We start from the raw sequence: 25462 nt of genomic DNA, 5'->3' as shown, positions 1-25462 counted from the left end.
ATGAGTGGTTTTGGTGGTGTAAAAAATGTTGTCGTAGTTGGCTTAGGTATGACAGGTTTATCTGTTGTTAAGCATTTACTAAGACAACCAGAAGCGTTAACAATTAAAGTGATTGATACTCGTGATACACCGCCAGGCCATGACCAATTGCCTGAAAATGTAGAACTGCATTCTGGAGGGTGGCAACAAGATTGGTTGATTAAGGCTGATTTGATTGTAACGAACCCTGGAATCGCTTTAGCGTCACCTCAACTTAAGCCTGCGATTGATAAAGGAATTCAAATTGTTGGTGACATCGAGTTATTTGCTTGGGCAGTGAATGCACCTGTTATTGCGATCACCGGTTCTAATGGCAAAAGTACGGTGACTGATCTAACAGGGGAAATGGCAAAAGCGGCTGGTGTAAAAGCAGCTGTTGGTGGAAACATTGGTTTTGCGGCTCTTGATTTACTCGAGCAAGATGCGGAGCTTTATGTTCTTGAGCTTTCGAGCTTCCAACTGGAAACAACATCCACATTAAAGCTGAAAGCCGCTGCCTTTCTTAATCTGTCTGAAGACCATATGGACCGTTATCAAGGCATGGCGGATTATCGCCAAGCTAAGTTACGTATATTTGATCATGCAGAAGTATGCATTGTTAATCGTGACGATAAACAAACTTACCCTGACGTTGAAAAAACATTAAAAAGCTTTGGGTTTGACCAAGGCGATTATGGCTGTATTGAAAAAGATGGCATTGAGTATTTAGCTAAAAATACAGTGCCACTGCTTGCTGCAAATGAATTAGGCTTAGTCGGAAAGCACAATATTGCAAACAGCCTAGTAGCAATTGCATTACTTGATGCCGCTGGTATCAATTTAGATGCCACACTAGATACATTAAGAACTTACAATGGATTGACACATAGATGCCAAGTTGTCGCAGATAATAATGGTATTCGCTGGGTCAATGATTCAAAGGCGACAAACGTAGCAAGTACATTGGCAGCTTTATCTGGTTTACAACTTGAAGGTAAATTACACCTACTTGTTGGTGGTGTAGGTAAAGGTGCTGATTTTTCAGAATTATCACCAGCGCTGCATGATTTAAATTTAATGATGTATTGCTTTGGTGAAGATGGCGACCAATTTGTATCACTTGATCCTCGTTCACTCTTATGTGAAACCATGGATGAAGCCATCGCTACTCTATACCCGACTTTAAATAAAGGCGATATGGTGATGCTATCTCCAGCATGTGCAAGCTTCGACCAATACGCAAATTTTATGGCTAGAGGGGATGCATTCACCCAGTTAGCAAAACAGTATTCAATTGAGAGTTAATTTTGGCATTTGAGCGAATTAAACAAGGGATCTTTTCCATTCAAGATTGGTGTTTAACACCGTCACCTAAAGTCATGTTCGATCGTCAGTTGATATGGATTTCTTTAGGTTTAATGCTTACTGGATTGATCATGGTAGGTTCTGCGTCGTTTCCTATTAGTACACGCTTAACTGATCAGCCTTTTCACTTTATGCTTCGTCACATGCTATTTGTGTGTTTGGCTCTTGGTGCCTCATCCGTTGTATTGCGAATCCAATTAGATACTTGGTTAAAATACAGTGGCAAATTTTTATTTGTATCCATCTTATTATTAATCGCTGTGTTGCTGGTTGGTAAATCGGTAAATGGTGCTGCCCGTTGGCTACCTCTTGGTATCTTCAACTTGCAGCCAGCCGAAGTTGCAAAACTTTCTTTATTTATTTTTATTTCGGGATACTTAGTTCGCCGCCATGGTGAAGTGAGAGAGAGTTTCAAAGGTTTTGTTAAACCATTAATCGTACTTATCACCCTAGCATTTTTCTTATTATTGCAGCCCGATTTAGGTACCACGATCGTAATGTTTGTCACTACTATCGGTATGCTATTTATTGCGGGTGCAAAGCTTTGGCAATTTATTGCTTTAGTGATGAGTGGCATTTCATTAGTGATTGTTCTGATCATTGCTGAACCTTATCGTATGCGCCGTGTCACTTCTTTCTTAGACCCATGGCAAGACCCATTTGGTAGTGGTTACCAACTAACTCAATCTCTTATGGCATTTGGTCGTGGCAGTTGGTTTGGTGAAGGTTTAGGTAATTCGATTCAAAAGCTAGAGTACCTACCTGAGGCACATACTGACTTTGTATTTGCTGTGGTTGCTGAAGAGTTAGGTTTTGTTGGCGTCACTCTGATCTTAGTTTTAATTTTTGCTTTGGTATTAAAAGCATTACTTATTGGCCGAAAATGTCTTCAACATGATCAACGTTTTGGTGGATTTTTAGCATTTGGTATTGGTATTTGGTTTGCATTTCAAACTTTGGTCAATGTTGGTGCAGCAGCAGGTATTGTTCCGACAAAAGGCTTAACACTACCACTTATCAGTTATGGTGGTTCCAGTTTGATTATCATGTCAGTTGCCGTATCGTTATTAATCCGCATTGATCATGAATGTCGTCTCTATTTAGAAAATGAGCCTCCTCGGAGTGAAAATGAAGAACAAAAATAAACGTTTATTAGTGATGGCTGGTGGTACTGGCGGTCATGTTTTCCCTGGCCTTGCTGTTGCAAAGCAATTACAAAGTGAAGGATGGGAGATCCGTTGGTTGGGTACAGCTGATCGAATGGAAGCAGATTTAGTTCCTAAACATGGTATTGAAATTGATTTTATTAAAGTCAAAGGTCTTCGTGGGCAAGGACTTAAAAAGTTAATTGCTGCACCATTTCAAATCTTAGGGGCAATCTCTCAAGCGAAAAAACACATTAAAGCATGGCAACCAGATGTAGTACTAGGAATGGGGGGCTATGTAAGTGGTCCTGGTGGTATCGCTGCTTGGTTATCAGGTATTCCTGTTGTATTGCATGAACAAAATGCGGTTGCTGGTTTAACTAATCAATGGTTATCTAAAATAGCAAAACGTGTGTTCCAAGCATTTCCTGGCGCTTTTCCTAATGCTGAAGTTGTAGGGAACCCAGTTCGTGAGGATGTGTGTCAATTACCTCATCCAAAAGAAAGATTTGCAGAGCGAACTGGCCCTATACGTTTATTAGTGATGGGAGGGAGTCAAGGTGCTCGTATTTTAAATACGACATTACCAGAAGCATTACCTCAATTAAGCCATGAGATTGAAATCTGGCATCAAGCAGGTAAAGGCTCACAAGAAACAGTAGAACAAGCGTATCGTGATAACGGTATTGCTGATGCGAAAGTAACTGAGTTTATCGATAATGTTGCAGAAGCTTATGCGTGGGCTGATTTATTGGTTTGTCGTTCTGGTGCATTAACGGTTTCGGAAGTATCTGCAGCTGGTGTTGGTTCTATATTTATTCCATTTATGCATAAAGATCGCCAGCAAGCATTGAATGCTGATCACCTAGTACAATGTGGCGCAGCGCAAATGATTGAACAACAAGATTTAACAGTTCAGGGATTGGTTGATACACTGAACGGTTTAGAGCAAAAACAATTACTCGAAATGGCATGTAATGCTCGAGACGCAGCAATTATCGATGCTGATGTGCGTGTTGCTAATGCAATAAAAAGCCTCGCTAAATAAGAATTGAGATTAAGAATGACAAAAGAACAGAAACTGCAATTAGCTGAAATAAGAACCATGATCCCTGAAATGCGTCGTGTTGAGTGTATTCACTTCGTCGGTATTGGTGGCGCGGGAATGAGTGGTATTGCGGAAGTACTTTTAAATGAAGGTTATCACATTAGTGGTTCCGATATGGCTGAGAACACAGTCACTGTTCGTTTAGCACAAAAAGGTGCTGAGATCTTCTTTGGACACCAAGCAAGTAATGTTGCAAAAGCGAGTGTGGTTGTTGTATCTACCGCTATTGATCCAAGCAACCCTGAAATTGTAGCGGCGAAAGAAAATCGTATTCCTGTTATTCGTCGTGCAGAAATGTTAGCAGAATTAATGCGTTACCGTCATGGTATTGCTGTTGCTGGTACGCATGGTAAAACCACAACAACCGCGTTAACAACTCAAATTTATTCAGAAGCAGGGTTAGATCCAACATTTGTAAATGGTGGATTAGTTAAAAACGCAGGTACAAATGCACGCTTAGGCTCAAGTCGATTCTTAATTGCTGAAGCGGACGAAAGTGATGCGTCATTCTTACACTTACAACCAATGGTAAGCATTGTTACGAATATCGAAGCGGACCATATGGACACGTATGGTGGCGATTTTGAAACGTTAAAACAAACGTTTATCGATTTTTTACATAACCTTCCATTTTATGGTCAAGCGGTAATGTGTGTTGATGATCCGGTTGTTCGTGAATTATTACCACAAGTCAGTCGTCAAGTTATCACTTATGGTTTCTCGGATGATGCAGATGTACGTCTAATTAACTATCGTCAAGTTGGTCAACAAAGCTTCTTTACGGTTCAAAGAAAAGATCGTACTGATTTAGATATTGTATTGAATATCCCAGGTAAACATAACGCATTGAATGCTACTGCTGCAATTGCTGTAGCGACAGAAGAAGATGTTGAAGACGAAGCAATTCTTACTGCGCTATTAAACTTTGAAGGTGCTGGTCGTCGTTTCGATCAACTTGGCGAATTTGAAACTGGCAATGGCTCAGCAATGTTAGTAGACGATTATGGTCATCACCCAACAGAAGTTGATGTAACGATTAAAGCGGCACGTGCTGGTTGGGCTGAAAAGCGCTTGGTTATGATTTTCCAACCACACCGTTATAGCCGAACTCGTGATTTATATGATGACTTTGCCAATGTATTGGATAATGTTGATGTATTAATCATGCTCGATGTTTACTCTGCGGGTGAAACGCCAATTGCAGGTGCTGATGGGCGAGCGTTATGTCGTACTATCCGTGGTCGTGGAAAAATAGATCCAGTATTTGTACCGACAATTGATGCATTACCACCTGTTTTAGCGAATATAATTCAAGAAGGTGACTTAATCCTGACGCAAGGCGCTGGAGATGTTGGTAAATTAGCTAAGCAATTGGCTTCAATGAAATTAAATATTGAAACAATGAAAAAGTTAGGATAATTATTGTTTAATTAGTTAGAACTTCTAATAAAAAAACGAATAATGGGATAGAATCCTCATTGTATTAATAATATGCTATCAGAGTTTGGATAGAGGGTTTTTGCACCCTATAATTATTATATAAATTAATTGAAATGTTATATCTCTATTTTTATTGGTTAAATTGATTGATATGACATTATTTTTGGCATTGTTGTGACGTTAATATGATTAAAGCTGTCAAAATGAATACTTCATTTGATAAAGAAAAAGTAAGAAAACATCTACCAGGTGCTATTTTTCTTTCTTTAGTCGTGATTACTTCGCTTTGGTTGGTTATTTCGACGATAAGTTGGATGACAGATGAAGACCGATTGCCATTATCACATATGATTATTCAAGGGCAGTTGAAGCACATTACGGCTGATGACATTCGTGAAGCAATAGATTCTATGGATTCCATCGGCACTTTTATGACGCAAGATGTGAATAAACTGCAAGATGCTTTATTATCTTTGCCTTGGATAGCCCAAGTATCAGTACGTAAACAGTGGCCTGAAACTATTAAGGTTTTTGTTGTTGAGCATCAGCCAGAAGCGACATGGAATAATCGAGTTATCGTTAATCCAGAAGGTGTTGTTTTTAATGCGCCTATGAGTGATTTACGCGAGCCTAAACCTGCGTTATTTGGCCCTGAAACCAGTAGTAAAGATGTACTTGATTTTTGGCACCAATTACAAAAGCAATTTGAACCAATACATGTAACCGTTCATAGCGTAGCATTGACTGAACGATTATCTTGGCAGGTCGTTCTTGATAACGGTATCCGTTTAGAATTAGGGCGTGACTCAAGAGAAGAACGAGTTGAGCGTTTTATTGCTTTATATAAACAATTAGAAAGTAAAAAAGATTCGATAGATTATATAGATCTTCGTTATGACACTGGTGCTGCCGTTGGATGGAAATCCGATGATGTAGAAAATAAAGAAGAGAATTGACATGAGTAAAACGCCAGAAGGCAGTATTATTGTTGGTTTAGACATTGGTACAAACAAAGTTTCAGCGTTAGTTGGCGAAGTTTTACCTGATGGCCAAGTGAGTGTTATCGGCTCTGGTTCATGTCCATCTCGTGGTATGGATAAAGGTGGTGTAAACGACCTAGAATCGGTTGTAAAATCGGTTCAAAGAGCGATTGATCAAGCTGAATTGATGGCTGAATGTACCATTACATCAGTGTTTATCTCTCTTTCTGGCAAACATATTGCTAGCCAAATCGAGAAAGGTATGGGGTCAATTTCTGAAGAAGAAGTGACTCAAGATGACATGGATAGCGTTATTCATACTGCAAAATCTGTTAAGATAGGTGATGAACAGCGTACTTTGCATGTAATTCCACAAGAATTCTCTATTGATGTTCAAAAAGGGATTAGAAACCCTATTGGGTTATCAGGAATGAGAATGGAAGTTAGCGTTCATCTTATTACCTGCCATAATGATATGGCACGTAATATAGTGAAAGCAGTAGAACGTTGTGGTTTAAAAGTTGAACATATTATTTTTTCTGGTTTAGCTTCAAGTAATGCCGTTATTACAGAAGACGAGCGTGATTTAGGTGTTTGTGTTGTTGATATCGGTGCAGGCACAATGGATATCGCAATTTGGACTGACGGTTCATTACGCCATGCTGAAGTATTACCTTATGCCGGAAATGCAGTAACAAGTGATATAGCTTATGCTTTTGGTACGCCATTTAACGATGCTGAAAAATTAAAAGTAAAATATGGTTGTGCGATTAGTGAACATATTAATCGAGATGAAACGGTCAATGTTCCAAGTGTTGGCGGACGTCCATCTCGAAGTTTACAGCGAAGAATGCTAGCAGAAGTTATCGAACCAAGGTATTCTGAACTGCTTGGTCTTGTAAATCAGCGAATTGTCTCAATTCAAGACCAATTACGCGCTGAAGGTACAAAACATCATCTTGCTGCTGGTATTGTATTGACTGGTGGTGGGTCACAGATTGAAGGTTTGGTTGACTGCGCTGAGCGTGTGTTCCAAACTCAAGTTAGAATTGGTCAACCTTTAGAGGTGACAGGCCTAACAGATTACGTAAAAGAACCTTATCAAGCGACAGCTGTGGGACTTTTACATTACGGTAAAGAAAGTCAGCTACATGACGATGAAGATTATGTGCCAAGTAAGAGCCAATCTTTTACTACCGTAATAAAGAAATTTAAAAATTGGATACTAAAAGAGTTTTAACCTGAGCGAACAGGAAGAAACGGAGAGAACAAATGTTTGAGCCGATGATGGAAATGTCCGACGACGCAGTAATTAAAGTTGTTGGTGTAGGTGGCGGTGGTGGTAATGCTATCGAGCACATGGTACGAGAATCAATTGAAGGTGTTGAATTCATCAGTGTAAATACTGATGCACAAGCGCTTCGTAAAACGAGCGTAAATACCGTTATTCAAATTGGTGGCGACATCACTAAAGGATTAGGTGCTGGTGCAAACCCGCAAGTAGGCCGTGATGCAGCTCTAGAAGACCGTGAAGCACTGAAAGAAGTGTTAGCGGGCGCTGATATGGTATTTATCGCAGCTGGTATGGGCGGCGGTACAGGTACTGGTGCAGCTCCTATTATTGCTGAAGTTGCTAAAGAATTAAATATTCTAACAGTTGCTGTGGTTACAAAACCATTTAGCTTTGAAGGTCGTAAGCGTCTTGCTTTTGCTGAGCAGGGTATCGAAGAGTTATCAAAACATGTTGACTCATTAATTACGATTCCAAACGAAAAATTATTAAAAGTTCTTGGCCGTGGTATTACGTTATTAGAAGCATTTGCAAAAGCGAATGATGTTCTTCGTAATGCTGTTCAAGGTATCGCAGAACTTATTACTCGTCCAGGTATGATCAACGTCGATTTCGCCGATGTTCGTACAGTTATGTCTGAAATGGGACATGCAATGATGGGTAGCGGTATCGCAGTAGGCGAAGATCGTGCAGAACAAGCAGCAGAAGAAGCGATTTCAAGTCCGTTACTTGAAGATATCGATCTTGCTGGTGCTCGTGGTGTTCTTGTTAACATCACTGCAGGCTTAGATATGCGTCTTGATGAATTTGAAACTGTTGGTAATACAGTGAAAGCATTTGCATCAGATAACGCAACGGTTGTTATTGGTACTTCTCTTGATCCTGATATGAGTGACGAAATTCGCGTAACGGTTGTTGCTACAGGTATCGGTACTGAAAAAAAGCCTGAAATCACGTTAGTGACGAATAAAGCAGCGGCTCCTGCTCAATCGGCTCCAGCAGCTCAACCTGCGGTTCAAGCACAAGTAAAACCAAAAGTTGAAGCTCCAGTTGAACCTGTGGTTGAAAAAGCGGCACAAAACGTGCAAGTAACTAAACCAGCAGCACAACCATCTGCGCCATCTACATCACCAGCGGCTGGTGTTCAGAATGCGGGTGCGGCACAAGCTAAGCCAGATCAGAAAGAAGATTACTTAGATATCCCAGCGTTTTTACGACGCCAAGCTGACTAATTAATCATCAAACGATTTGGTTTTATGAAAAATTGTGTGCTAGAATGTCAGACCAGTTCTTAGAATTGGTTTGAAATTAAGCATATTTATAGTTGAGATGAGCATATGATCAGACAACGTACACTGAAAAGTATCGTACAAATGACAGGCGTGGGTTTACACTCAGGCCGTAAAGTTACGCTTACTCTTCGTCCAGCAGCTGCGAACACAGGTGTGATTTATCGTCGTACAGACCTTAATCCGCCAGTTGATTTCCCTGCGGATCCAGAGTCAGTTCGTGACACGATGCTATGTACAGCGTTAGTTAATGATGAAGGCGTACGTATCTCAACGGTTGAGCACTTGAATGCTGCTTTAGCTGGCATGGGCATTGATAACGTTGTTATCGAAGTTGATGCTCCTGAAATTCCAATTATGGATGGCAGTGCAAGTCCTTTTGTATATCTTTTACAATCTGCAGGTATTGAAGAACTTAATACAGCGAAGAAATTCATTCGTATTAAGAAACCTGTTCGCATAGAAGATGGTGATAAGTGGGCCGAAATTCGTCCTTACAACGGTTTCCGTTTAGATTTCACTATTGACTTTAATCACCCTGCGATTGAATCAGATGACCAAAAGCTAGTGTTTGATTTTTCAAGCCAATCGTTTATCAAAGATATTTCACGAGCTCGTACTTTTGGGTTTATGCGTGATATCGAGTACTTACAATCGCAAAACCTATGTTTAGGTGGTAGCTTTGATTGTGCAATCGTACTTGATGATTACCGAATCCTAAATGAAGACGGTTTACGCTTTGATAATGAATTTGTAACGCATAAAGTTCTAGATGCTGTGGGTGACCTATATATGTCAGGTCATAGTATTCTAGGTGAGCTTCGTGCATACAAATCAGGTCATGCTTTGAATAATCAGCTACTTCGTGCAGTTCTTGCAGATCAAGAAGCATGGGAGTGGACGACCATTGAGGATGAGCAAGAGTCTCCAGTTGCATTTATGCAACCAGGAATGGTACTTGCGTAAGTAACACATCATCAAATTAAAAAAGCCAAGCGAATGCTTGGCTTTTTTGTATCTAATATATTGTTATACCAATCTACATAAGTATTTGATCATTCTTGCTTGCTATAATCGATTTTTCCTACGCAATTATCTGAACAACTACTTATCCAGAATGGTATTACTTCTTATTTGCTAAAGCGGCTAAACTTTCTAAACGTTTTTTGAGTTTAGGTGAAGCCGTTTCTGCCACCATTTCTAATGCGCTTGCTGCTGCCGTAGATAATTCACGTCTTGCTTGTTTTTCTGATTTATAAACAGCGGGCTTTTCCCCAACAAAAGATCGAGCAAGATCTGGATTGATCTTTACTTCTAAGTTAGAAAGTCCAGGTAAGCCGTGTTTACGAAAAACAGACAATAAAGTTAATCTTTCGTAATTAATTCTTGTTGCCCAAACACTGCTTGATACCTCGATCACCAATGATCCTTGGCGATAATTTGCCACACGGCAATGATTTTCACAGCCTGTAGGTAGCGCATCTTCAAGTACATGAGATAGCTTTGACAAAATGATCGCTTTTTCTTGCAGATCTTTAAAACGAGTATTATTGAAAAAATCGTTTGCCGGTTGTGGTCTATGGTCTCGCATCACTAAAAACTCTTATAAATCGTGCGTTATTTGGTGGTGAGTACTAAAGAAAAAGTAATAAATGCCAATTAGATCTGAATTTTTCAGAATTGAAATCAAACTCTACAGATTTACCTTAGGATTGCTTCACGTTATCGCTTATACTTTCTTAATTATTACTTATGATGACAAGCAACACAACTATCTAATGTGGCCTTGAAAAATCAAAGTCTCATCCCCATAAGGTAAGTATATAAAAGAAGTATTTTTCTTAGAGTAAACTCTAGGCGATTGATTCACATTTCAGATTAAACCAGATCATTAATGATCAAGAGATAAAGAGAAGCAACGGAATCATGTTTTCTAAAATTCTAACTAAAGTTATTGGTAGCCGTAATGATCGTACATTACGTAAGCTACGTAAAATCGTAGACCAAATTAATAAACTTGAACCACAATTCGAATCACTACAAGATGAAGAATTAAAAGCGAAAACAATCGAGTTCCGTGCACGTTTAGAGCAAGGTGAAGATTTAGACAATTTACTTCCAGAAGCATTTGCTACAGTACGTGAAGCATCTAAGCGTTTATATGGTATGCGTCACTTTGATGTTCAAATGATTGGCGGTATGGTACTAAACGATAGCCAAATTGCAGAGATGCGTACCGGTGAAGGTAAAACACTAACGGCAACACTGCCATGTTACTTGAATGCGTTAACAGGTAAAGGCGTTCACGTTGTTACCGTGAATGATTACTTGGCTAAGCGTGATGCTGAAACAAACCGTGAGTTATTTGAATTCTTAGGTATGACCGTTGGCGTCAACGTTCCAAATATGCCACCTCAAGAGAAGAAACAAGCTTACTTATGTGACATTTTATATGGCACAAATAACGAATTTGGTTTTGATTATCTGCGTGACAATATGGCTTTCCGTGCGGAAGATCGTGTTCAACGTGAGCGTTATTTTGCGGTAGTCGATGAAGTGGATTCAATCTTAATCGATGAAGCTCGTACTCCTCTAATTATTTCTGGTCCTGCTGAAGATAGTTCTGAACTGTATATCCGTATCAACACTCTTATCCCTCAACTTGTTAAGCAAGACGAAGAAGACAGTGAAGAATACCGTGGTGAAGGTCACTACACACTAGATGAAAAAGGCAAACAAACGCACTTAACCGAAAACGGTCAAGAGTTTGTTGAGCAACTACTTAAAGATGCAGGCTTAATGGAAGAAGATGATACGCTATATTCTCCAGCAAATATTAGCCTACTTCATCATATTAATGCTGCTTTACGTGCACACGTATTATTTGAAAAAGACGTTGATTACATTGTAAAAGATGATGAAGTAATCATTGTTGATGAGCATACCGGTCGTACAATGCCTGGCCGTCGTTGGTCTGAAGGTTTACACCAAGCTGTTGAAGCAAAAGAAGGTGTTAAGATTCAAAACGAAAACCAAACATTGGCTTCAATCACGTTCCAAAACTTCTTCCGTTTATATGAAAAACTGTCAGGTATGACAGGTACTGCGGATACAGAAGCATTTGAATTCCAATCAATCTATGGTTTAGATACGGTTGTTATTCCAACTAACCGCCCAATGGCTCGTAATGACATGGGTGATTTAGTTTATATGACAGAAGCAGAAAAATTTGCGGCTATCATTGAAGATATTAAAGGCTGTTCTGAACGTGGCCAACCGGTTCTTGTCGGTACGGTTTCGATTGAAAAATCAGAATTGCTTTCAAATGCACTGAAAAAAGCAAAAATTAAACATAACGTACTTAATGCGAAATTCCACGAACAAGAAGCCGATATCGTTGCTAATGCAGGTACAGCAAGCGCTGTAACTATCGCAACTAACATGGCTGGTCGTGGTACAGATATCGTGTTAGGTGGTAGTTGGCAGGCAGATGTAGCTAAACTATCAGATCCAACAGAAGAGCAAATCCAAGCGATAAAAGCGAAATGGAAAGAAGCACATGATGCTGTTCTTGCTTCTGGTGGTTTACATATTATCGGTACTGAGCGCCATGAATCTCGCCGTATTGATAACCAATTACGTGGTCGTGCTGGTCGTCAAGGTGATGCTGGTTCTTCTCGTTTCTACCTATCAATGGAAGATGCACTAATGCGTATCTTTGCTTCGGATCGTGTGTCTGGCATGATGAAGAAGTTAGGTATGGAAGAAGGTGAAGCAATTGAACACCCATGGGTAACTAAAGCGATTGAAAATGCACAACGTAAAGTTGAAGGTCGTAACTTTGATATTCGTAAGCAACTGCTTGAATACGATGATGTAGCAAATGATCAGCGTAAAGTAGTTTATGAACTGCGTGATGAGTTAATGAACGTTGATGATATCAGCGAAATGATTGGTTACAACCGCCAAGAAGTTCTTGAAGGCCTATTTGGTCAATACATTCCACCTCAATCTTTAGAAGAAATGTGGGATGTTGAAGGGCTAACGACTCGTCTACGTGCTGATTTTGATTTGGATCTTCCGCTTCAAGAATGGCTAGATAACGATGATAAACTTCATGAAGATAACCTACGTGAAAAAATCATCGAAGCTGCAGTTCAAGTTTACAAAGAAAAAGAAGAGTCTGTTGGCGAATCAGTTCTACGTAACTTTGAAAAAGCGGTTATGTTGCAAACGCTTGATGGTCTATGGAAAGAGCACTTAGCTGCAATGGATCACTTACGTCAAGGTATTCATTTACGTGGTTACGCTCAGAAAAACCCGAAACAAGAGTATAAACGTGAGTCGTTTGAACTGTTTGAAGGTTTACTTGATACGCTAAAATTTGATGTTGTTTCGATCTTAAGTAAAGTTCGAGTTCAACAGCAAGAAGATGTTGAGCGTATGGAAGAGCAACGTCGCTTACAAGCTGAAGAAGCCGCTCGACGTCAACAGCTACAACATCAAAATGCTGAAAATCAGCTAGATGATGGTGAAGGTGCTGAAGACGCTCATTCTCCAATGGTTCGTGAAGAGCGTAAAGTGGGTCGTAATGAACCTTGTCCATGTGGTTCAGGTAAGAAATACAAACAATGTCACGGTAAGATCTAGTTGATACTTATTGTTATTAATTGAAAAATAAAAGCCGCTATCATTTAGCGGCTTTTTTATAAGCATGATATGGGTATATAAAGTAAAAAATGAAACGATTACATATAGTTACTGCAATCATTTTAAATGCAGAAAAGAACCAAGTCTTTATTACTAAACGTCCAGATAAAGCACATAAAGGAGGCTTCTGGGAGTTTCCTGGAGGTAAAGTTGAAGCGGGTGAAAGTGCAGAACAAGCTTTGATAAGAGAGTTGAATGAAGAGGTTGGCATTAATTCAACTGAGCTCGATATATTTGAATCTTTATCTCATGACTATCCTGATAAATCGCTTTATTTTGATTTTTTTACTGTAACCCAGTTTGACAATCAACCTTACGGTAAAGAAGGCCAAGAAGGTTTGTGGGTACCTATTTCCTCACTTAAAGAGTATGAGTTTCCAGAAGCGAATGTACCTGTATTAAATAAAGTTGTAGAGAAATTTAGTTCATAATTCTCTGACTTCATATAATAGACATAAAAAAAGCGATCATCATGATCGCTTTTTTATTGGGAATCGGTATCAGTATTGATCTTCAGACCAACCATCAGAGTCTGACATATCGGGAGCTCCTGGAATCGATTTTTCTTCATCTGCCCATTCACCAAAATCAATCATTTGGCATTTTTTACTACAAAATGGGCGAAATTGACTTTCTGAATTCCAAATTACAGCGGATTGGCATGTTGGACATTTAACGATAGTTGGCTGCTCTGTAGTTGATTTTGTCATAGTTTCCTCAGCAGACAGCAAGTGTAAACTCGATGTCTTTTTCGCAATTCTTATTGGTTTCAAAAGACATAAAGCGTAACGCAAAACGACTTTTATGCCCAGAGATCATTGGATAAACACCTTGATCAATTGGTATTTCAAGACGAAGTAAATTGGCATTTTCCATTTCACTTTGCATGAATCCATTACGAGCAATCTGAGGTTCAAAACGAGCTGTTTCTCTTGTTAATCTTAACCATAAAGATAAGGCATCAGAAAGAGAAAGCAGTTGTGCCATCCAATTATGCGTATTACGGCAGCGCACTTCTAATGGCAAGTGTAGCCAATGATGCAGAGCCGGTAAGTCAAAACAGCAATCTCCACCCGGAATAAAGAAGCGTTGTTTTAATGCAGAAAGAAAACGATCTTCTTTTAAAGAGTGGCCTGGACGTGTTGTTTGCATTAAGTTTTGATGTACTTGACTAATTTGCTCAAGTACAGAAAGTAGGGCTGATTGATCAACACCTTCAATATCCATCCACGCTCGGTACTGTAAGCGAAGTTTTTCTAGATCTTTACCTAGTTCTGCTTTGACTTGTACTTGTTCCAAAATATCAAGCATATTAAACAAAGAGCTGAAAAAAACTTGGTATTCAAATGGTTGTGTTAAATCCGCGGAATGCCCTAGTTTACGAAATAGCGATTCTATTCGTAAATAAATTCGAGTCCTTTCATTTAAAGGGTGTTCAAATTTTTGCATACCCAATCCATTCATAGTCGTTATTCATTCTCTTTATTTATAGATGCCAGAGACAATAGCAGATATTTCTCATGTAGCAGAGATATTTTCATATCTAAGTCATTATTTTGCTGATCATTATTAATTATATCATCAGCGATAGCTAAACGTTCTTCTCTTGATGCTTGTGAAGCAAGAATCGCTTTAACTTGTTGATGATTTACTTTATCACGATTTATGGTGCGATTAATTTGAGTTTGCTCCAAAACATCAACAACAAGCACACGATTTGCTAAATATTGTAACTTATTCTCAACTAAAAGAGGCACAACAAGTAATGTGTACTCTGAAGTGGATAATGCTATTTGACGTTGCATCTCTGAACGGATCAATGGGTGTAATAAATCATTGAGCCACTGTTTTTCACTTGGTTCAGAAAAAATACACTCACGCAATTTTGCTCTATTTAAATGACCATCGTCCAATAAAATCTGTGGTCCAAAATGCTGCTCTATCTGGATTAATCCTTCGGACCCGGGATTCACGACTTCACGAGCAATGATGTCTGCATCAACAATATTGATGTTATAGAGCGCTTGAAAGCGATCGGCAACGGTGGTTTTTCCACTACCAATCCCACCAGTAATAGCTACGACATAACTCATAGTGGCAAACCCAGGATGTGATTAAAATACCATTGGCTAATGTTTTGTCCCCATAATAAACAGACCCAACCGGCAATGGCTAAATAAGGACCAAAAGGAATCGCTTTATCAAACCCTTTCTTCTGGGCTGTTAGCATGATGACGCCAATGATTGCTCCGACAACAGAAGATAATAGAATGATTAATGGCAGCTGCTGCCAACCAAGCCATGCACCAAGTGCTGCGAGTAATTTGAAGTCACCGTAACCCATGCCTTCTTTACCTGTAAGCAGCTTAAAGCCCCAGTAAATAGACCATAAGATCAAATAGCCTGCCATTGCACCAACAACGGAATCAACTAAGCTTATTGGACCCCAACCCACTAGAGCTAAGTATAGACCACTCCATAGTAGAGGTAGAGTGATTTGATCTGGCAATAACATAGTATCGATATCGATAAAAGTTAATGCGATCAAAACTAGAGTAAATAGAACGGCAGCAATAGCAAAATACGAGAAAGGTAATAAGTACGAAACGGCAAAACACATTGCGCCTGACAGTAGTTCAATTGCAGGATATCGAAAACTGATAGGGTTACTGCATTTACGACACTTTCCTTTTAATAAAAGCCAACTAATGACAGGAATGTTGTCATAGAATTTAATTTGAGTTTGACACTTTGGACAGCGAGAGCGAGGAACACTTAAATTAAAGGTTTCTTCTTTTTCTTCATTGGTTTTTTCTGGGGCAAGATCTGGAAAGCAATCAATGCAGTCTTTTTTCCATTCCTTTTCCATCATGATGGGTAAACGATAAATTACGACATTTAAAAAACTACCAACAAGCAAACCAAATAGGGTGGCAAACAAAGGAAAAAGCCAAGGGTAATAATCAAAAACAGCCATGTAAAAGCGTCCAATATCAGTAATTAACGTATTTAGCTGATGGTATCAGAATTCATTAAAATGAAGTAGTTAAGAGTATAAACTTAACGCACTTATTACACGTTTTAGCCAATAACACTCATTAGGTTAAAGATTGGAAGATACATAGACACCACTAAACCACCAATCATGGTACCAAGAAAAACGATAATAAACGGCTCTAGAATTTTACCTAAGTTATCGACGGTGTTATCAACATCTTCTTCATAAACATGGGCTATTTTATTTAGCATATCATCTAGCTTTCCTGATTCTTCTCCAATCATAACCATTTGTAGTACCATTTCAGGAAAGGCTTCTGTGTGTCGCATGGCAATGTAAAGCGGCATACCTGCGGCGGTGTGCTGTTGTACAGATAAGATCGCTTCTTGATAGTAAAGATTACCAGCGGTTTTACTGGTGGTTTGTAAGCTATGTAAAATCGGTAAACCTGAGCTAAAACTGGTTGCTAAGGTACGGGAAAATTTAGCAATGGCCGCTTTAGACAGTACGGTACCAATGATGGGAATTTGCAAGCTATGACGACTCACTTTCATTCTAAAAAAGTAGGATTTCTTTTTTAATGCACTGAAAATTAAGATGGTGAGCATAATAAGTAAAAGAATGTGTAGACCATACTCTTGTAAGTTATGAGAGATATTAATTACCTGTTGAGTGAACCAAGGTAATTCAGCCCCAAAGCCTTTAAAAATATTCTCAAATTCTGGGATAACAAAAGTAAGCATTAAAATAGTCACAGTGATCGCAACTAAAAAAACCATGGTTGGATAAATCATGGCTTTGATTACTTTGGAACGCAAAGCATCACTTTTTTCTCTATACTCTGCCAAGCGAGCGAAGGCTTGAGCTAAGCTGCCAGTCTCTTCACCTGTAGCTATAAGATCGATGTAAAATGAATCAAAATGAGAACAACTACTAGAAAGCGCTTTAGATAATTGAGTGCCCGCTTCGATGGATAAGCAAACTTGGTGCAAGATGGATTTCATTTCCGCTTTGGTGTTGTTTTCTGCGATAAGCTGTAGCGATTGAACAACAGGAACACCAGAGGCAAGCATAGTAGAAAGTTGTCGAGTAAAAAGCGTGATGTCTTTGCGCTTAACTGCATGCTTCATTTTTTCAAAGCTAGAAATACTGCGTTTTTTGATTTTTTTAATCTGGATATTCTGCTCAGTTAATTTTGTTCTGACTTCAGCATCACTTAACGCGAGCTGTTTTCCAGACACCTTTTTTCCTGAACTGTTAATGCCACGCCATTGAAAGCTTTTTAGTACGACTGCTTTGGATTTCTTTTTTGTTTTAGGCATTTGAATTATCTACTTATCTTTAAAAATAGAGTACACGGTTTAGTTCTTGTAAGCTGGTGGTGCCATCTTCTAATCGTTTAATTCCTGAGGTTTTTAGGTTATCCATACCTTGTTGAATGGCAATTTGTTCTATTTGTCTAACGGTCGCACCTTTTAAAATGGCAACAGACAGCTCTCGGGTAAACGGCATCACTTCATAAATACCGATACGACCTGAATAGCCATGAGTGCATTCATTACACCCTTCTTTATTGGCTTGATAAATAATGGTTGAAGGTGCAATGTTATATTCTTCTCGTAACTCATCACTTAAATGATCTTCTTGTTTGCATAGATTACAGAGACGACGAGCCAATCGTTGAGCAATGATCAAACTAAGAGAGGAGGCTAAGTTGAAGTTTTCAATCCCCATGTTGCCTAGCCGAACGACGGTTTCTGCTGCGGAATTTGTATGTAGAGTAGAAAGAACTAAGTGCCCGGTTTGAGCTGCTTTGACCGCAATTTCAGCTGTTTCGAGATCTCGTATTTCACCTACCATTACGATATCTGGATCTTGACGTAAAAAAGATCGTAAAGCGTGAGCGAAAGTAAGGCCGATTTTAGGGTTAACTTGAACTTGGTTGATCCCATTCAAGTTGATCTCAACTGGATCTTCCGCCGTTGAAATATTTTGTTCTGTAGTGTTGAGAATATTAAGACCAGAATAAAGAGAGACGGTTTTCCCACTGCCTGTCGGACCTGTCATTAATATCATGCCCTGAGGGCGTTTTAAGGCTTCTAAATACAGTGCTTTTTGTTGATCGCTGTAGCCTAGTTTATCAATATTTAAATTAGCGGCACTGCTGTCTAATAAACGCAGTACGATTTTTTCACCCCATAAGGTTGGTAGTGAAGAAACACGCATATCAATTGAAGTGGTACTGTTTAATTTGAGCTTAATACGCCCATCTTGTGGTAGACGACGTTCTGCAATGTCTAATTTTGCCATGATTTTTAGGCGAGCAGATAAACGACGGCTTAAGTGAGCGGATGGACGGCTGTTTTCCACTAAGATCCCATCGCAGCGAAAACGCACACGATAATTATCTTCATAGGGTTCAAAGTGAATATCCGACACTCCTTTACGCACCGCTTCTAATAAAATTTGGTTAATAAAGCGAGTGACGGGAGCATCGTCTTGGCTGAGATCTTCTGTAGCGCTTATTTCATCAAGTGAAACATCAACCAGTGAGGCTAACTCATCTTGGGTTATTTCTTTGTGTTGATTGTCATTTACAGATAATCCTGCACCGTAGGCTCGTCGAATAGCTGCTTGGATTTGTCCTTGATCCGCAAGCACTAATTCAATTTGTTTTCCGCTAGTAAAACGAAAATCATCTTCTATTTGAGCAATACTTGGATCAGCCACGGCAAGACGAATCGTGCAACTGTCGTGACTTACAGGGAGGGCTTGATAGCGGGTGATGAGATCGCGTAGTCCCAGCTTTTGACAAGTAGCAGCATAATCAAATTGAGTCACGTTGATCACCTCAAGTCCAAAGATTTGAGCAAGGTGACTCACTAGTTCATCGGGGGTAAATATCCCTTGAGCTAAAAGAGCAGAAGGCACGGTGTGCGTTTCTGCTTGAACTGACTCTATGATACTGCTTTCTTGCGTCGCACTGATTAGCTCAGCTTGACGCAAGATAGAGGCGAGGTTGGTGTGCATTTATTATGAACAGCCTTCAATATCGATTGCGCTAAGCTTTGTACCACTTTTAACACAGCTCCAACCGGTATTACTATCACGTTTCATTGTCATTGAATCTGAGTTTAGGTTTCCGCCTACAAATTCGAATTTAATCTCTTTATTATCCACGATACTTAAGGTACCTAAAGTATTTGAGCCTGCGGAAATACCAAGCGAACTTATTGCACTACTAAGAGTTCCTTCTTCTTGAATAATCAATTCTGCAGGAGTAACTAATGATTTTAATGTAGCTAAAGCCGAAGCTGCTTGGCTTTTTGATACATAGTCTTTATATGCAGGAATTGCGATTGCTGACAATACACCAATAATTGCAACTACAATCATTAATTCAATTAGGGTAAAACCTTTCTGTCCTTGACGCTTTTTCATTTTTCTCTCCAAGATGAATCGGGGTGATTCATGTTTTATTTGATGCGTAAAATAATAAAACGAATAGAGAGATATGGTAGGGAGAAAAGAGAGCCTTTCGAGTGAGTAATAAATTTATGCTGTGATAAATGTAAGCAGCAAAATCAAATACGATTCACTTCAAGAAGTCATAAATTAAACCTTGTTGCTGATCGCAAGTCTTAATTTAGATACGGCTGTTTAACTTGTTAGGTGAGTTGTTGATTATGTGAATAGTATCAAAGATATAAGAGAGTAGTTGTGTACTAAAAATAAAAAAGCCAGCAAATTTACTGGCTTTTTGTTTATCGATAATTCTGCAATTTATTTAAAACGCATCGATAAATCCATGGCTTTAAGGTGCTTGGTTAATGCACCAACAGAGATGTAATCAACGCCTGTTTCAGCATATTCAGCAATCGTATCTAAAGTCACGTTACCTGAGTTTTCTAGTGCGGCACGACCTGCGTTAATTCTTACTGCTTCACGCATCATGTCTGTGGTGAAGTTATCTAGCATAATAATGTCAGCACCAGCATCAATCGCTTGCTGTAGCTCTTCTAGACTTTCAGTTTCAACTTCTACTGGTTTACCAGGGTTCAGCTCTTTTGCTGTTGAGATGGCTTTTTCAATTCCGCCACACGCAATGATATGGTTTTCTTTAATTAGGTAAGCATCGAACACGCCAATACGGTGATTGAAGCCACCGCCACAGGCTACGGCATATTTTAATGCACTGCGCAAACCTGGAATGGTTTTACGAGTATCAAGAAGACGACAATTTGTGTGTGCAATTTTTTCAGCATAGGTTGCAGTTACTGTTGAGCAACCAGATAGCGTTTGAATAAAGTTCATTGCATTTCGCTCACCAGTTAATAGTGTGCGAGCAGGCCCCGTTAAGGTACACAGTGTTTGGTTTGGTTCAACTTTATCGCCATCTTTAACATGCCATTCAATGCTTACTGTGCCGCCCAGTTGTTTGAACACTTCATCAGCCCACATTTGGCCACAGAAAACACCATGCTCACGAGTAATAATCGTTGCAACAGATTGCGTGTCTTCTGCAATTAGGCTAGCTGTGATGTCTGTACTTACATCTAATGTACCGCCTAAATCTTCACGTAGGGTATCTGCAACGGCACGAGTAATTTCAGTCGGAAGTTGCTGTTGTAAATATTCAAGACGAGATGCGCTGTCGTGAGTTTTGATCATGATGAAGTCCATTGAATTATTTGAAATACGTTTATGACAATAATAATACTCGCGCTAGAGTAGAATTTCATCATAAGATACTCAAAGTTACTTCAATTTACGCAGGAATGAACATGAAATTTACTTTATCAGCAGATCACTGGCTAAACGAAGCAAAACATGTTGCCTCTCCTTTTTATGACGAACGTTCTGATGAAGATGATATTTCATTGCTCGTTGTACACAATATTAGCTTACCACCGGGGCAGTTTGGTGGACCTTATATCGAGCAATTATTTACCGGTAAGCTTGATCCAAATGAACACCCTTTCTTTAAAGTCATTCATCAATTCAGAGTGTCTGCCCACTGCCTAATTCGCCGTGATGGAAGCGTTATTCAATTTGTTCCATTTAATGCGCGGGCATGGCATGCAGGAGTTTCTTCGTTTGCAGGGCGTGAGCGATGTAACGATTACAGTATTGGAATTGAGTTAGAAGGAACGGATTTTGTTGCTTATACCCAAAAACAATATGAAGTGCTTGCGGTTGTAACAAACGTGCTACAAGCCGCTTACCCACAAATAGTTAATGAGAGGATTACGGGACATCAATATATTGCACCATTGCGAAAGACAGATCCTGGCCTTTCATTTGATTGGGAAAAATACCATAAGTTAAGGAAATAAAAGGATTTACTTTAAAGTAGAGAATTTTGTTTTTCTTAATTATGACACGACACATTACCTCAAACCTTCAAATTGGTCTTACCAATTATTATTAGCGCGTACAGTGAATGTTAATTAAATGTATGCGCTAAACCCTTTCTATGATTCAAATCAATTTTTATCTAGACAGTATCCCTTTTTTCATGATAACTTTTGCATCAAATAAAATTGGTAATACCAATTATTAAAGTGACGAATGACTCACGGAAATGTGGGAAGTAATCAACTTAAATTAGGTTGAGCTACGATGACATATCAAAGGATACGCCAGCCAAAATTGTCCGATGTAATCGAACAAGAGTTAGAAAGGCTGATATTAGAAGGAATCCTTTCTCCTGGTCAGAAGTTACCGGCAGAAAGAGAGTTAGCAAAACAGTTTGATGTTTCTCGGCCGTCAGTTCGAGAGGCGATACAACGTTTAGAAGCGAAGCATTTATTGACTCGGCGTCAAGGGGGCGGAACCTTTGTAAATAAAGGGTTATGGCAAAGTTTTTCTGAGCCTTTGTTGGATTTATTAGCTACTCACCCTGAAACGCAATTTGATTTACTTGAGTCACGCCACGCATTAGAAGGTATTTCAGCCTACTATGCCGCTTTACGTGGTAACGAAGAAGATTTTAAACGGATCAAAGAGTCACATCGTTTGATCCAACAAGCACAAAAAAATGGTGATCTTGAAGCGGAAGCTTCTGCGGTTATGCACTATCTTATAACAGTAACCGAATCAGCGCATAATGTGGTGCTGCTCCATATGGTTCGTAGTCTGGAACCTTTGCTTGAACAAAACGTATTACAAAATTTTACCTTATTAAATCGTCGAGAATCGGTGGTGGAGAAGGTAAGAGAGCACAGAGCTGAAATTGTAGAAGCTATCGTGTCAGGTAAGCCTGAAGAAGCACGTTTAGCCTCACACTCTCATCTCGCTTATATTGAAGAAACGTTGCTGGAATTGACCAAAGAGGAATCACGACGTGAATGTTCACTTCGTCGAATTCAGCAAAATAACGATATGAATTAAGTAAAAGAATATCGTTGATACCCTATTTGAACCAACAAATAAAAGGATAGCTCGCATGTCTGACATGAAGCATGACGTTGATGCACTAGAAACTCAGGATTGGTTAGAAGCTCTTGAGTCTGTTGTACGTGAAGAAGGTGTTGAACGCGCCCAGTATCTATTAGAGCAAGTTCTTGATAAAGCTCGTTTAGATGGCGTTGATATGCCAACAGGTATTAATACCAACTACATCAATACCATCCCTGCAGCACAAGAGCCTGCTTACCCAGGTGATGTTACTCTTGAACGTCGTATCCGTTCAATTATTCGTTGGAACGCAATCATGATCGTTCTACGTGCTTCGAAGAAAGATTTGGATCTAGGTGGCCACATGGCTTCTTACCAATCTGCAGCTGCATTCTACGAAGTATGTTTCAACCATTTCTTCCGTGCTCCTAATGAGACAGATGGCGGTGATTTAGTTTACTACCAAGGTCATATCTCTCCAGGTATCTACTCTCGTGCATTCGTTGAAGGCCGTCTAACTGAAGAGCAGCTAGATAACTTCCGTCAAGAAGTTGATGGCAAAGGTATTCCTTCATACCCACACCCTAAACTAATGCCTGAATTCTGGCAGTTCCCTACAGTATCTATGGGCCTTGGTCCAATTTCTGCTATCTACCAAGCACGTTTCCTTAAGTACCTTGAAGGTCGTGGTCTTAAAGATACTTCTGCTCAACGTGTATACGCTTTCCTAGGCGACGGTGAGATGGATGAGCCAGAATCACGCGGTGCAATTTCTTTCGCTGCACGCGAAAAACTGGACAACCTATGTTTCCTAATCAACTGTAACCTACAGCGTCTAGATGGTCCTGTTATGGGTAACGGTAAGATCATTCAAGAACTTGAAGGTCTATTCAAAGGTGCTGGTTGGAACGTTGTTAAGGTTATCTGGGGCAACAACTGGGATGCTCTATTAGCTAAAGATACAACAGGTAAGCTTCTTCAGCTTATGAATGAAACTATCGATGGCGATTACCAAACATTTAAATCTAAAGATGGCGCATACGTACGTGAGCACTTCTTTGGTAAGTACCCAGAAACAGCTGCATTAGTTGCAGATATGACTGATGACCAAATCTTCGAATTGAAGCGTGGTGGTCACGATTCTTCTAAACTGTTTGCTGCATTTAACAATGCAAAAGAAACAGGTGGTAAACCAACAGTAATCCTAGCTAAAACAGTTAAAGGTTACGGCATGGGTGATGCTGCAGAAGGTAAAAACATCGCACACGGTGTTAAGAAAATGGACATGACTCACGTACAATACTTACGTGATCGTCTAGGTCTACAAGACATTCTTTCTGACGAGAAAGTAGCTGAGCTTCCTTACTTGAAACTAGAAGAAGGTTCTGCTGAATACGAATACCTACACGCTCGTCGTAAAGCACTACAAGGTTACACGCCTAAGCGTCTACCTAAATTCACTCAAGAATTTAAAGTTCCTGAGCTTGAAGAATTTGCTCCTCTACTAGGTGAGCAAAAGCGTGATATCTCTACAACGATGGCTTACGTTCGTACGTTAAACATCCTACTTAAAAATAAGAACATCGGTAAAAACATTGTTCCTATTATCTGTGATGAAGCTCGTACATTCGGTATGGAAGGTCTGTTCCGTCAGATTGGTATCTATAACCCACACGGTCAAGAATATACTCCTGAAGATAAAGGCATTGTTTCTTACTACAAAGAAGCTACTTCAGGTCAAGTTCTTCAAGAAGGTATCAACGAATTAGGCTCAATGGCATCTTGGGTTGCTGCTGCAACTTCTTACAGCACAAACGATCTACCAATGATCCCATTCTACATCTACTACTCAATGTTCGGTTTCCAACGTATTGGTGACATGGCATGGTTAGCAGGTGACCAACAAGCTCGTGGTTTCCTATTAGGTGCAACGGCTGGTCGTACAACGCTAAATGGTGAAGGTCTACAACACGAAGACGGTCATTCACACATCATGGCAAACACAGTTCCTAACTGTATCTCTTACGACCCAACGTTTGCTTACGAGCTAGCGGTAATCATGCAAGACGGTATCCGTCGTATGTATGGTGAGAACCAAGAGAACATTTACTACTACCTAACAGTAATGAATGAAAACTACGCAATGCCAGCAATGCCAGAAGGCGCTGAAGAAGGCATCCGTAAAGGTATCTACAAGCTTGAATCTCACGCTGGTGCTAAAGGTAAAGTTCAGCTAATGAGCTCTGGTACTATCATGAATGAAGTGCGTAAAGCAGCACAAATTCTAAGTGAAGAGTACGGCGTAGCATCTGATATCTTCTCTGTAACGTCTTTCAACGAGCTAACTCGTGATGGTCAAGATGCAGAGCGTTACAACATGCTACACCCAGAAGCAGAAGCGAAAGTACCGTACATCACAACCGTTCTTGGTAACGAACCAGCAATCGCTGCGACTGATTACATGAAGAACTACGCTGAACAAGTGCGTGCGTACATGCCAACTGAATCTTATAAAGTACTTGGTACTGATGGTTTTGGTCGTTCAGACAGCCGTGAGAACCTACGTCGTCACTTCGAAGTTAACGCAGGCTACGTAGTTGTTGCTGCTCTAACTGAATTGGTGAAACGTGGTGATATTGAGAAATCTGTTGTTACAGAAGCAATTGCTAAATTCAATATCGATACAGAAAAAACTAACCCGCAATACGCATAAGACTTC

At 39.7% G+C, this 25462-nt stretch carries 22 protein-coding genes; 13 read left to right on the top strand and 9 right to left on the bottom strand.

All coding sequences use genetic code 11. From position 1 onward, the window contains the following. The 8 genes from murD to lpxC all read left to right on the top strand — a co-directional run bounded on the left by murD (position 1) and on the right by lpxC (position 9602). Positions 1 to 1323 carry a UDP-N-acetylmuramoyl-L-alanine--D-glutamate ligase gene (gene murD, locus GNP81_RS00730; protein ID WP_155674285.1) on the top strand — a complete coding sequence of 441 codons (1323 nt, stop codon included), beginning with the start codon at positions 1 to 3 and terminating at the stop codon, positions 1321 to 1323. Positions 1324 to 1325: 2 nt separating this feature from the next. Next, positions 1326 to 2528, top strand: coding sequence for a cell division protein FtsW (gene ftsW, locus GNP81_RS00725; RefSeq protein WP_005420920.1), 1203 nt, complete (start codon positions 1326 to 1328; stop codon positions 2526 to 2528). Next, positions 2512 to 3576, top strand: a complete 1065-nt coding sequence (gene murG, locus GNP81_RS00720) for an undecaprenyldiphospho-muramoylpentapeptide beta-N-acetylglucosaminyltransferase (protein WP_155674286.1) — start codon at positions 2512 to 2514, stop codon at positions 3574 to 3576. The genes ftsW and murG overlap by 17 nt, the downstream gene beginning before the upstream one ends. 15 nt (positions 3577 to 3591) lie before the next feature. Continuing rightward, positions 3592 to 5055, top strand: coding sequence for a UDP-N-acetylmuramate--L-alanine ligase (gene murC, locus GNP81_RS00715; RefSeq protein ID WP_063648933.1), 1464 nt, complete (start codon positions 3592 to 3594; stop codon positions 5053 to 5055). A gap of 206 nt (positions 5056 to 5261) precedes the next feature. Next, positions 5262 to 6032, top strand: a complete 771-nt coding sequence (locus GNP81_RS00710) for a cell division protein FtsQ/DivIB (protein ID WP_005420915.1) — start codon at positions 5262 to 5264, stop codon at positions 6030 to 6032. A gap of 1 nt (position 6033) precedes the next feature. Beyond that, positions 6034 to 7296: a cell division protein FtsA gene (gene ftsA, locus GNP81_RS00705; RefSeq protein ID WP_005420913.1), complete on the top strand. Its 1263-nt coding sequence runs from the start codon at positions 6034 to 6036 to the stop codon at positions 7294 to 7296. A 32-nt stretch (positions 7297 to 7328) separates the two neighbouring features. Next, positions 7329 to 8579 (top strand): cell division protein FtsZ, encoded by a 1251-nt coding sequence (gene ftsZ, locus GNP81_RS00700; RefSeq protein WP_005420911.1) that lies wholly within the window; start codon positions 7329 to 7331, stop codon positions 8577 to 8579. A gap of 105 nt (positions 8580 to 8684) precedes the next feature. Further along, the gene (lpxC, locus tag GNP81_RS00695) at positions 8685 to 9602 is read left to right on the top strand and encodes a UDP-3-O-acyl-N-acetylglucosamine deacetylase (RefSeq protein WP_011262630.1); all 918 of its coding nucleotides are present in this window, start codon (positions 8685 to 8687) and stop codon (positions 9600 to 9602) included. A 157-nt stretch (positions 9603 to 9759) separates the two neighbouring features. Here the strand turns inward: lpxC and GNP81_RS00690 are convergent, their stop codons facing one another. Beyond that, the gene (locus GNP81_RS00690) at positions 9760 to 10227 is read right to left on the bottom strand and encodes a DUF721 domain-containing protein (protein ID WP_146863068.1); all 468 of its coding nucleotides are present in this window, start codon (positions 10225 to 10227) and stop codon (positions 9760 to 9762) included. A 335-nt stretch (positions 10228 to 10562) separates the two neighbouring features. Between GNP81_RS00690 and secA the strand changes: the two genes are divergently transcribed. Both secA and mutT read left to right on the top strand, forming a co-directional pair. Further along, complete coding sequence (gene secA / locus GNP81_RS00685; RefSeq protein WP_155671074.1) at positions 10563 to 13286, top strand: preprotein translocase subunit SecA; 2724 nt, start codon at positions 10563 to 10565, stop codon at positions 13284 to 13286. Between the two features lie 89 nt (positions 13287 to 13375). Further along, a complete protein-coding gene (gene mutT / locus GNP81_RS00680) occupies positions 13376 to 13777 on the top strand; it encodes an 8-oxo-dGTP diphosphatase MutT (RefSeq protein WP_155674287.1) in 402 nt (133 codons plus the stop codon). A 69-nt stretch (positions 13778 to 13846) separates the two neighbouring features. Here the strand turns inward: mutT and yacG are convergent, their stop codons facing one another. The 8 genes from yacG to nadC form a co-directional block, all read right to left on the bottom strand. Further along, the gene (yacG, locus tag GNP81_RS00675; RefSeq protein ID WP_155671078.1) at positions 13847 to 14056 is read right to left on the bottom strand and encodes a DNA gyrase inhibitor YacG; all 210 of its coding nucleotides are present in this window, start codon (positions 14054 to 14056) and stop codon (positions 13847 to 13849) included. A 7-nt stretch (positions 14057 to 14063) separates the two neighbouring features. Continuing rightward, positions 14064 to 14810 carry a cell division protein ZapD gene (gene zapD, locus GNP81_RS00670; RefSeq protein ID WP_005420900.1) on the bottom strand — a complete coding sequence of 249 codons (747 nt, stop codon included), beginning with the start codon at positions 14808 to 14810 and terminating at the stop codon, positions 14064 to 14066. A 5-nt stretch (positions 14811 to 14815) separates the two neighbouring features. After that, positions 14816 to 15439 carry a dephospho-CoA kinase gene (gene coaE / locus GNP81_RS00665; RefSeq protein WP_155671080.1) on the bottom strand — a complete coding sequence of 208 codons (624 nt, stop codon included), beginning with the start codon at positions 15437 to 15439 and terminating at the stop codon, positions 14816 to 14818. Continuing rightward, on the bottom strand, positions 15436 to 16323 hold the full coding sequence (locus tag GNP81_RS00660; protein ID WP_155674288.1) for a prepilin peptidase: 888 nt from the start codon (positions 16321 to 16323) through the stop codon (positions 15436 to 15438). Before GNP81_RS00660 ends, coaE begins: the two co-directional genes overlap by 4 nt. Before the next feature lie 104 nt (positions 16324 to 16427). Next, positions 16428 to 17666: a type II secretion system F family protein gene (locus GNP81_RS00655; RefSeq protein WP_155674289.1), complete on the bottom strand. Its 1239-nt coding sequence runs from the start codon at positions 17664 to 17666 to the stop codon at positions 16428 to 16430. 19 nt (positions 17667 to 17685) lie between these two features. Beyond that, positions 17686 to 19374: a type IV-A pilus assembly ATPase PilB gene (gene pilB / locus GNP81_RS00650; protein ID WP_155674290.1), complete on the bottom strand. Its 1689-nt coding sequence runs from the start codon at positions 19372 to 19374 to the stop codon at positions 17686 to 17688. A gap of 3 nt (positions 19375 to 19377) precedes the next feature. Further along, the gene (locus GNP81_RS00645) at positions 19378 to 19785 is read right to left on the bottom strand and encodes a pilin (protein ID WP_155674291.1); all 408 of its coding nucleotides are present in this window, start codon (positions 19783 to 19785) and stop codon (positions 19378 to 19380) included. A gap of 342 nt (positions 19786 to 20127) precedes the next feature. Continuing rightward, entirely contained in the window at positions 20128 to 21015 is an 888-nt protein-coding gene (gene nadC / locus GNP81_RS00640) for a carboxylating nicotinate-nucleotide diphosphorylase (protein WP_155674292.1), read from the bottom strand. A gap of 113 nt (positions 21016 to 21128) precedes the next feature. Between nadC and ampD the strand changes: the two genes are divergently transcribed. The 3 genes from ampD to aceE all read left to right on the top strand — a co-directional run bounded on the left by ampD (position 21129) and on the right by aceE (position 25456). Continuing rightward, positions 21129 to 21680 carry a 1,6-anhydro-N-acetylmuramyl-L-alanine amidase AmpD gene (gene ampD / locus GNP81_RS00635; protein WP_155674293.1) on the top strand — a complete coding sequence of 184 codons (552 nt, stop codon included), beginning with the start codon at positions 21129 to 21131 and terminating at the stop codon, positions 21678 to 21680. Between the two features lie 286 nt (positions 21681 to 21966). After that, positions 21967 to 22737, top strand: a complete 771-nt coding sequence (gene pdhR, locus GNP81_RS00630; RefSeq protein WP_005420885.1) for a pyruvate dehydrogenase complex transcriptional repressor PdhR — start codon at positions 21967 to 21969, stop codon at positions 22735 to 22737. A 55-nt stretch (positions 22738 to 22792) separates the two neighbouring features. Beyond that, complete coding sequence (gene aceE, locus GNP81_RS00625) at positions 22793 to 25456, top strand: pyruvate dehydrogenase (acetyl-transferring), homodimeric type (protein ID WP_065622774.1); 2664 nt, start codon at positions 22793 to 22795, stop codon at positions 25454 to 25456. Positions 25457 to 25462: the final 6 nt, after the last annotated feature.

The organism is Aliivibrio fischeri (assembly GCF_009727955.1).
In the GTDB taxonomy this organism is placed as follows: Bacteria; Pseudomonadota; Gammaproteobacteria; order Enterobacterales; family Vibrionaceae; genus Aliivibrio; species Aliivibrio fischeri_A.
Note: the sequence above shows the minus strand (reverse complement) of the source record. Positions and strands in the feature narration are given on the sequence as shown.